8 protein-coding genes are annotated in these 7,320 nt (G+C 62.2%); 2 read left to right on the forward strand and 6 right to left on the reverse strand.

Going from position 1 to position 7,320, the window contains the following annotated elements:
* Positions 1–197: 197 nt before the first annotated feature.
* Together iolG and Y707_RS0105250 are read left to right on the forward strand one after the other, a co-directional pair.
* Positions 198–1,211, forward strand: coding sequence for an inositol 2-dehydrogenase (gene iolG, locus Y707_RS0105245; protein WP_026534292.1), 1,014 nt, complete (start codon positions 198–200; stop codon positions 1,209–1,211).
* Entirely contained in the window at positions 1,212–2,000 is a 789-nt protein-coding gene (locus tag Y707_RS0105250; protein ID WP_026534293.1) for an SDR family oxidoreductase, read from the forward strand.
* A gap of 62 nt (positions 2,001–2,062) precedes the next feature.
* On the opposite strand, the gene Y707_RS0105255 is transcribed toward Y707_RS0105250, so the two are convergent.
* The 6 genes from Y707_RS0105255 to Y707_RS0105280 all read right to left on the reverse strand — a co-directional run.
* Positions 2,063–2,425 carry a universal stress protein gene (locus Y707_RS0105255; RefSeq protein WP_026534294.1) on the reverse strand — a complete coding sequence of 121 codons (363 nt, stop codon included), beginning with the start codon at positions 2,423–2,425 and terminating at the stop codon, positions 2,063–2,065.
* A 29-nt stretch (positions 2,426–2,454) separates the two neighbouring features.
* Positions 2,455–3,876 (reverse strand): sugar porter family MFS transporter, encoded by a 1,422-nt coding sequence (locus Y707_RS0105260; RefSeq protein WP_026534295.1) that lies wholly within the window; start codon positions 3,874–3,876, stop codon positions 2,455–2,457.
* A gap of 70 nt (positions 3,877–3,946) precedes the next feature.
* Entirely contained in the window at positions 3,947–4,828 is an 882-nt protein-coding gene (locus tag Y707_RS0105265; RefSeq protein ID WP_026534296.1) for a sugar phosphate isomerase/epimerase family protein, read from the reverse strand.
* 106 nt (positions 4,829–4,934) lie between these two features.
* Complete coding sequence (locus tag Y707_RS0105270) at positions 4,935–5,960, reverse strand: Gfo/Idh/MocA family protein (RefSeq protein ID WP_026534297.1); 1,026 nt, start codon at positions 5,958–5,960, stop codon at positions 4,935–4,937.
* Positions 5,961–5,992: 32 nt separating this feature from the next.
* On the reverse strand, positions 5,993–6,910 hold the full coding sequence (locus Y707_RS0105275; RefSeq protein WP_026534298.1) for a sugar phosphate isomerase/epimerase family protein: 918 nt from the start codon (positions 6,908–6,910) through the stop codon (positions 5,993–5,995).
* 12 nt (positions 6,911–6,922) lie between these two features.
* Positions 6,923–7,320, reverse strand: a 398-nt coding sequence (locus Y707_RS0105280; RefSeq protein ID WP_026534299.1) for an aldehyde dehydrogenase family protein, incomplete at its 5' end; no start/stop codon positions are given.

A 7,320-nucleotide genomic window follows, 5' to 3' on the forward strand; every position in this document is an offset into this window, starting at 1 on the left:
AATCTGGACGAGGACCAGCCGGTCGGCGGCATCGCGCCGGAGTCCCAGGCTGAGCTGGTGTGGCGCTCACTTCAGGAAAGCGCTTCCGCCGACGACGTTGCCCGCGCCTTGGATGCGCAAGAGCAGCGCCGGCTCACCGCGCACGAAAGCCGGTGATGACTGTGGGTAATCCGGAAACGCCTGCGCCGGAACCTTGCATGCGCGATACGAAACTGCGCGTCGCCATCTGCGGGTCTGGCCGGATCGGCAGGGTCCATGCAGCGAATATTGCGGCAGATTCCAGGCTTGAATTCGCTTGGGTGGCCGACCCGCTGCTGGACAGTGCCAACGAACTCGCGGTCCGGTACGGTGCCACGGCGACCGGGTCAATGGATGAGGTGTTCGCCGACCGAACCCTGGGCGCCGTCGTCATTTGTTCACCAACTCCCACCCATACTGACCTGATCCAGGCTGCGGTGGAGCGTGGCGTGGCGGTGCTCTGCGAGAAGCCGATCGATCTGGACGTGCAGCGCGTTCTGGACTGCCGGGCCGCGATCAAGGGCAACACCACGCCCCTGATGATGGGATTCAACCGTCGCTTCGATCCGGCGTTCGCCGCCATCCACAACCGGGTTTCGGCCGGCGAAATAGGACGGTTGGAACAACTGAGCATCATCAGCCGCGATCCGGCGCCTGCCCCCGAAGCGTACATCCGGACATCGGGCGGAATCTTCCGGGATATGACGATTCACGACCTCGACATGGCCCGGTTCTTCCTCCCCGACATTGTGGAAGTGACCGCGACCGGGTCCAACCTGTTCTGCGATTACATCGAGGACGCCGGCGACTACGATTCCGTTCTCGTGACCCTGCGGAGCCGCGGCGGCGAACTGGTCTCGATCACCAATTCCCGGCACAGTTCCTACGGCTATGACCAGCGGCTCGAAGCATTTGGCAGCACCGGCATGCTCAGCGCCGCGAACCTCTCCCCCACCACGGTCCGCAAATACGGGGCCGACGGCGTCGAGCAGGCAGATGCTTACGAACCGTTCTTCCTCGAACGCTATGCGGATGCCTACCGGCTGGAACTGGGCCACTTCGTTGAGTCCGTCCAGGCCGGCAGGCAATGTTCACCCGGGTTCGACGACGGCGCTGCAGCCCTGGTGCTTGCCGACGCCGCAGTCGAATCGGCGGCCACCGGTAAAACCATTTCCATTGAAGGAGTTTTATAGATGACATCTGGACAACTGCTCGACGGCAAAATCGTATTAATCAGCGGCGGAACCCAGGGCCTCGGCGCCGGGATCGCCGCGGAGGCAGCGGCGCAAGGAGCGGCCGGAATCGCCATCACAGGACGGACCGCCGACGCCGGGGAGAAGGTGGCCGCTCAGCTCTCCGACAGGGGAACACCGGCCATCTTCCTCCCGGCCGACCTGGCGGACAGCGGACAGGCGGCGGGCACCGTGACCAGGGCGATTGAATACTTTGGCCGGCTCGACGCCGTCGTCAATGCCGCTGGGCTGACCACGAGGGGCACCATGCTGGACACCACGCCGGAGCTTTTCGACCAGCACGTCGCCGTGAACCTGAAGGCGCCGTTCTTCATCATGTCCGAGGCCATCAAACACCTGAAGGAACGCGGTCAGCCAGGCAATATCGTCAACATCATCACGATGTCCCAGCACGGCGGACAGCCCTTCCTTGCGCCCTACGTGGCCTCCAAGGCCGGGCTTGCGGGCGTGACGCGCAACGCGGCGCACGCCCACAAGTGGGACCGGATCCGGATCAACGGGCTCAACATTGGTTGGACCGCCACCGAAGGTGAAGACTCCATCCAGCGGCGTTTCCACGGAGCCGGAGACGACTGGCTCCAGAAGGCGAACGACTCTGTCCCGATGGGCAAGCTGGGCCAGGTGGACGAGATCGCGGAGTTCGTCGTGTTCCTGCTCTCCGACCGGAGCGGTGTGGTGACCGGCTCCGTCATCGACTGGGACCAGAACGTCATCGGCGGCTCCGACTAGGCCGAGCCTGAACCAGGTGGAGCCCGGGTTCTCCGGGTCTCCACCTGGATGTCTTAGGGGCTTCAGCTACCTGTTTCCGGCTTGACTGCCAATACAGGAATCGGTGAATCCAGCAGAAGCCGTTGGCTGACGCTGCCCAGCAGGGCTTTACCGACCCGGCTGCGGCGCTTGAGCCCGATGACGAGCCGCTCGGCGTGGTGCGTATCAATCTCGTCCAGAACGGCAGCGACCGGATCCCGGTCTTCACGTCCGCTGCGGTCGACGACCTGAACGTTGACGCCATCGGCATTGCCCGGCAGGTCCAGGGAACCGAGGGTGAGATTGACGGCCACCAGGTCCTTGCCCTGCAATCGCGCTTCGTCGACGGCCATTTCAAGTGCATTCCGACCTTCTGGACTGTCGGTAACGGCAACCATGATGGTCATAATGTGATGCCTTTCTCGGGGCGTGGAGTCTATTGTGAGTATTGGAAACGGAAATCGTCCTCGAACTCTTCGAGGGTCTTGTTCCGGGTTTCGGGGACCATCTTATATACAAAGAGGATCGCCACCAGGCCAACGGCCGCGAAGATAAAGAACGTCGAACCGATTCCCAACGCAGCGACCGTAGGCGGGAACGCGAACGCGACGATGGCATTGGCGATCCACAGCGCGAAAACGCAAACACCCATGGCGAAGCTGCGGATTTTGAGCGGAAAGATTTCCGATAACAGCAGCCAGACGAGCGGCCCCAACGTACCCTGCATGCAGAACACAAAGGCAACGACGAAGACGAGAATCAAATACGACTTGAACGTGCTTTCGGGAAGAAGGGTCGACGACAACCCCACCAGTATGTGGAAGGTAGTGGTCAGCATGAACCCGCCGAGCAGCATCTTGCGCCGGTCGATTTTGTTGATGAGCATAATACCCACGGTGATTCCGAGCACGCTGAACAGGCCGTTAAGGGTATTGAAAATGATCGCAGCGTCACCGGAGAAGCCGGCACGTTCCAGCAGCTGTGTCCCGTAGTACATAATCGAGTTGATGCCTGTCAGCTGCTGAAAAATGCCCAGGCCAATGCCGATGAAGATGAGCCGCCGGATCCATGGCACACCGAGATCCGCCCAGCCGCCGGTCTGCGACTGCTTTTCCTCCTCGGCCAAGGCATGCACTTCGGCCATTTCGGCTTCGGCGCGTTCAGGAGACCGGACTTGCAAGAGGACTTCACGCGCTTCGTCGTCGCGGCCTTGCGACATCAGCCAGCGCGGGCTCTCTGGCATCCTCAGCATTCCGATGAAAAGCGCGATCGCGGGCAACAGCGCAACTGCCAGCATGTAGCGCCACACGACGTCGTGCTCGCCCCAGACTTGGAAGATCACAGCGTTGATCACGAAAGCTGCGAACTGGCCGGACACGATCATCACTTCATTGCGCGTCACGATGCTGCCACGCCGTTCCACCGGTGAGACCTCCGCCAAGTACACCGGCACCGTCGCGGAAGCGCCACCGACAGCCAGGCCGAGGATAAAGCGGAACACGGAGAGCATTTCCCAGTTCGGAGCGAATACACAACCCAGCGTACCGACCATAAAGACCACCGCGAGCATCACAATGTTATGGCGCCTCCCAAAGGCGTCCGCCAGCCGGCCGCCGATCAGAGCGCCGATGGCCGCACCGAAAATCAGGATGCTGACCACAAGCCCCTGCGTGGCCGGTGTCAGCCCCAGATCCTCCTCCATCGGGCCCAGTGCACCGTTGATAACCCCTGTGTCATACCCAAACAGCAGACCACCGAACGTGGCGATGACTGCGATCAGCCCCAGGCGCTTACTGTGGGGACCCGGGGTATTAGGGGGCAATTTCGAATGTTGCTTTCTACGTGCTTCCTGAGTCATGTCGACTTCCTCCAAAAATTTCGACGCTGCCGGAACGGGCAACGGCCTAGGCATAGTTCTAAAGTGCTACTCAGCCATGCCGCTTGGTCTTGGCGATGTAGTCGTTCATTGTGGCCAGTTGGTAGCGGGAGACTTCCTCCGCATTCTCGTTCTCGGCGAAGACACACGAGACCATCACCGTCTCGTCCCGCTCCAGGAAACCGTTTTCGGCCAGACCGGAGAACAGCTCGTCCCAGTTCACGTCGCCGTCGCCAATTTTCAGGTGCTGGTGCACGCGGGCGGGGCTGCCGGCAGGGTTGGTGATGTACCGCAGGCCGTTGGACCGGTGGTGATCCATGGTGTCGGCGATGTGGACGACCCGCAGGCGGTTCCCGGCGGCACGGATAATGTCCAGCGGCGCGTCCACCATGTGGAAGGTATGCGGCGCGACGTACACCATCCCGATATTCTTTGAATTCACGCCCCGGATCACGCGCAGCGCGGCCAGGCCCTGCTCCACAAAGTCGTCCGGGTGCGGATCGATGGCGATGTGCACGCCCTCGCGCTCAATGATCGGCAGCAATTCCTCCATCGAACGGTAGAACGCACGCTCCGACTCTTCGGGCTTCTCCGGCCGTCCGGTGAACTCAGTGTTCAACTGCGTCACTCCCAGCTCGACGGCAATCCGGATCACGCGCTTCCAGTACCGTACGGCTGCTTCCTGTGCGTCGGCGTCCGGTCCGGACCAGCGCAGCACCGGAAGAACGGAGGCGATTTCGACGCCGGCTTTCCGGCAGGCCGCCTTCAGATCCGAGACGAGCTCGTCGTCGGCCTTGGGGTGGTTGTAGAAGGGGATGAAGTCGGCGTGCGGGGTCATTTGCAGGTACTTGTACCCGAGATCCGCCGCGAGCTGTGGGAAGTCCAACAGGCCGTGGCTGGAGTGGAAAGGGGTGGGGTCCAAAGCGATTTTCATGGGCGATCACTCCGTTGTGTTGCAGGTCATAGGGGAAAATGGGTAAAAGTATGGGGCCGGCCCAGTTACGCGGCCGGCCCCTTTCAGAGGACGATGCCTGTCGGAATCAGCTGTACAAGCCAGGTTTCTGCTCGAGCTTGACGGAGACTTTTTTTCCGTTGTCTTGCGCCTGCACGCCGGCCTCGCAGCACGCCGCGGTGGCGTAGCCGTCCCAGGCGCTGGGCCCGCCGATTTCGCCGCGCTTTGCGGCATCGACCCAGGACTGGATTTCGGTGTCGAAAGCCGCCCCGAACCGCTCGACGAAGCTCGGCGTTACCTTCCCGCCCCAGCGTCCGCCGGCGCGGACGTATGGTCCGCCGTCCTCGCCGATGTTGACGATGCCGTCCTCGAACGCCACCTGGGTGGTGACCTGGTAGCCGAACTTGGCGTTGACGTAAATTTCGACGTCGGCCAGCACCCCGGATCCGGTCTCCAGCAGCACGTGCTGGGGATCGTGCTGCCCATTGGGCGCGCTGGAGGTTTTGCGGCCGAGTCTAACCTGTACGGAGGTGATTTCTTCGCCGGTGAGGTAACGGACGACGTCGAACTCATGGACGACCGAATCGTTGATCAGCATCTCATTGGTGAAGCCCTCCGGCGTATCCGGATTGCGGTGCGCGCAGTGGATCATCAGGGTCTCGCCCAGCTCCTTGCGCTCGATCATCGAACCCAAGGCGGCATATTCGGCGTCGAACCGGCGCATGAATCCGACCTGGATCCGCTTGCGGCCGAGCTTCTCTTCGGCGCGCACCACGTTGAAGGCCGATTCCGAATCGGGCGTCAGCGGCTTTTCGCACAGGATCGGGATGTCCCGTTCGAGCGCTTTGTAGAGGATGTCCTCATGCAGGAAACCGGGGGTGGCAATCAGCACGGCATCAACGTCGTCGCGGGCAAACGCCTCATCTGCGTTTCCCAGTGCGACGGCGTTGTGGGAGCCGGCGGGCAGCGAATCGATGGCAGCCTGCGCCCGCTGAAGATCGACGTCGACGACGGCGGCCACCTCCGCACCGGCGATGCGGTGGTGGAGGCGCTGGACATGGTCTGATCCCATGCGCCCGGCGCCGACAATGGCTACGCGGAGGTTATCGGTCATGACTTTTTTTCCTTACTGATCTGAAGGTGTTGCTAGGCGACCGTGGTGCGGGAGCCGCAGCTGAGCAGGTATTTGCGGGTGCGGTCCGCGATCGGCATCGGCACGTCGAACGCCACGGGATACATGTCCTGTTCGACGATGCCGAAGATCGGGCGGTCCAGTGCCTCGACGGCCTCGATGACCGCACGCAGGTCCGGCAACCCGGAGGGAGGCTCGACCATGACACCGGCGAGGTTCGCCTCGGCCCAGGTCATGTTTTCCGACTTAACCTTGGAGAGCACCTCCGGGTTGATCTGCTTCAGGTGCAGGTAACCGATGCGCTCCGGGTACTTGTGGATTAGCTCCAGACTGTTGGCTCCGCAGTACTCGGCGTGGCCGGTATCGAGGCACAGGTTGAGTACGTCCGGTGTGGACTCGGCAAGCAGATGCTCGATGTCCTTCTGCGCTCCGACGTGGGCATCGGCGTGTGGATGGAACTGCTGCTTCAGGCCGTAGTCCTCGGCAAGGACTTTGCCGAGCTTGTTGTGCCCGGCAAACAGGTCCTTCCACTGCTTGTCGTCGAGGTGTTCGTTCTCGACTGCTTCACCGGTGACGTCGTCGCGCCACATCGCCGGAATGACGACAATGTGTTCGCCGCCCATTGCCGCGGTCAGTTCCGCCACCCGGCGGGCGGGTTCCCAAGCCACGTCCCACTGGTCCAGGCCACGGTGGAAGGCCGTGAACACGGTCCCGGCGGAGACTTTCAGGTCACGCTGGGCCAGCTCATCCGCCAGCCGCGACGGATCCGTCGGCAGGTAACCGTACGGTCCGAGTTCGATCCACTTGTAACCGGACTCGGCGGCTTCATCGAGGAAGCGCTGCCACGGTGTCTGCTTCGGGTCGTCGGGGAACCATACGCCCCATGAATCCGGCGCGGTGCCGATGATCAGCTTGTTCTCAATATCGTTCATGAGAGCTGACTCCTATGAGTTGGAGGGGAAGGAGAAGGAGGCGTCCGAGGCGTGGGCCGGTTCGGGCCAGCGCTGGGTGATGACTTTTCCGCGGGTGTAGAAGCGGACGCCGTCGGACCCGTAGATGTGCAGGTCCCCGAACAGTGAGTCGTTCCAGCCGCCGAAGGAGTGCCACGCGACCGGTACCGGCAACGGGATGTTCACACCGATCATGCCGACCTTCACCGAACGCTGGAACTTCCTCGCATACGCGCCGGAGCCGGTGAACACGGCGGTACCGTTGCCGTACGGGTTCGCGTTGATCAACTCGATCGCCTCGTCCAGGTCGTTCACCCGCACGATCACCAGCACCGGACCGAAGATCTCCTCGGTGTAGGCGCTCATTTCGGTTTTGACGTGATCGATCACGG

It is taken from the genome of Arthrobacter sp. H14 (assembly GCF_000520495.1).
Lineage (GTDB): Bacteria > Actinomycetota > Actinomycetes > Actinomycetales > Micrococcaceae > Arthrobacter_C.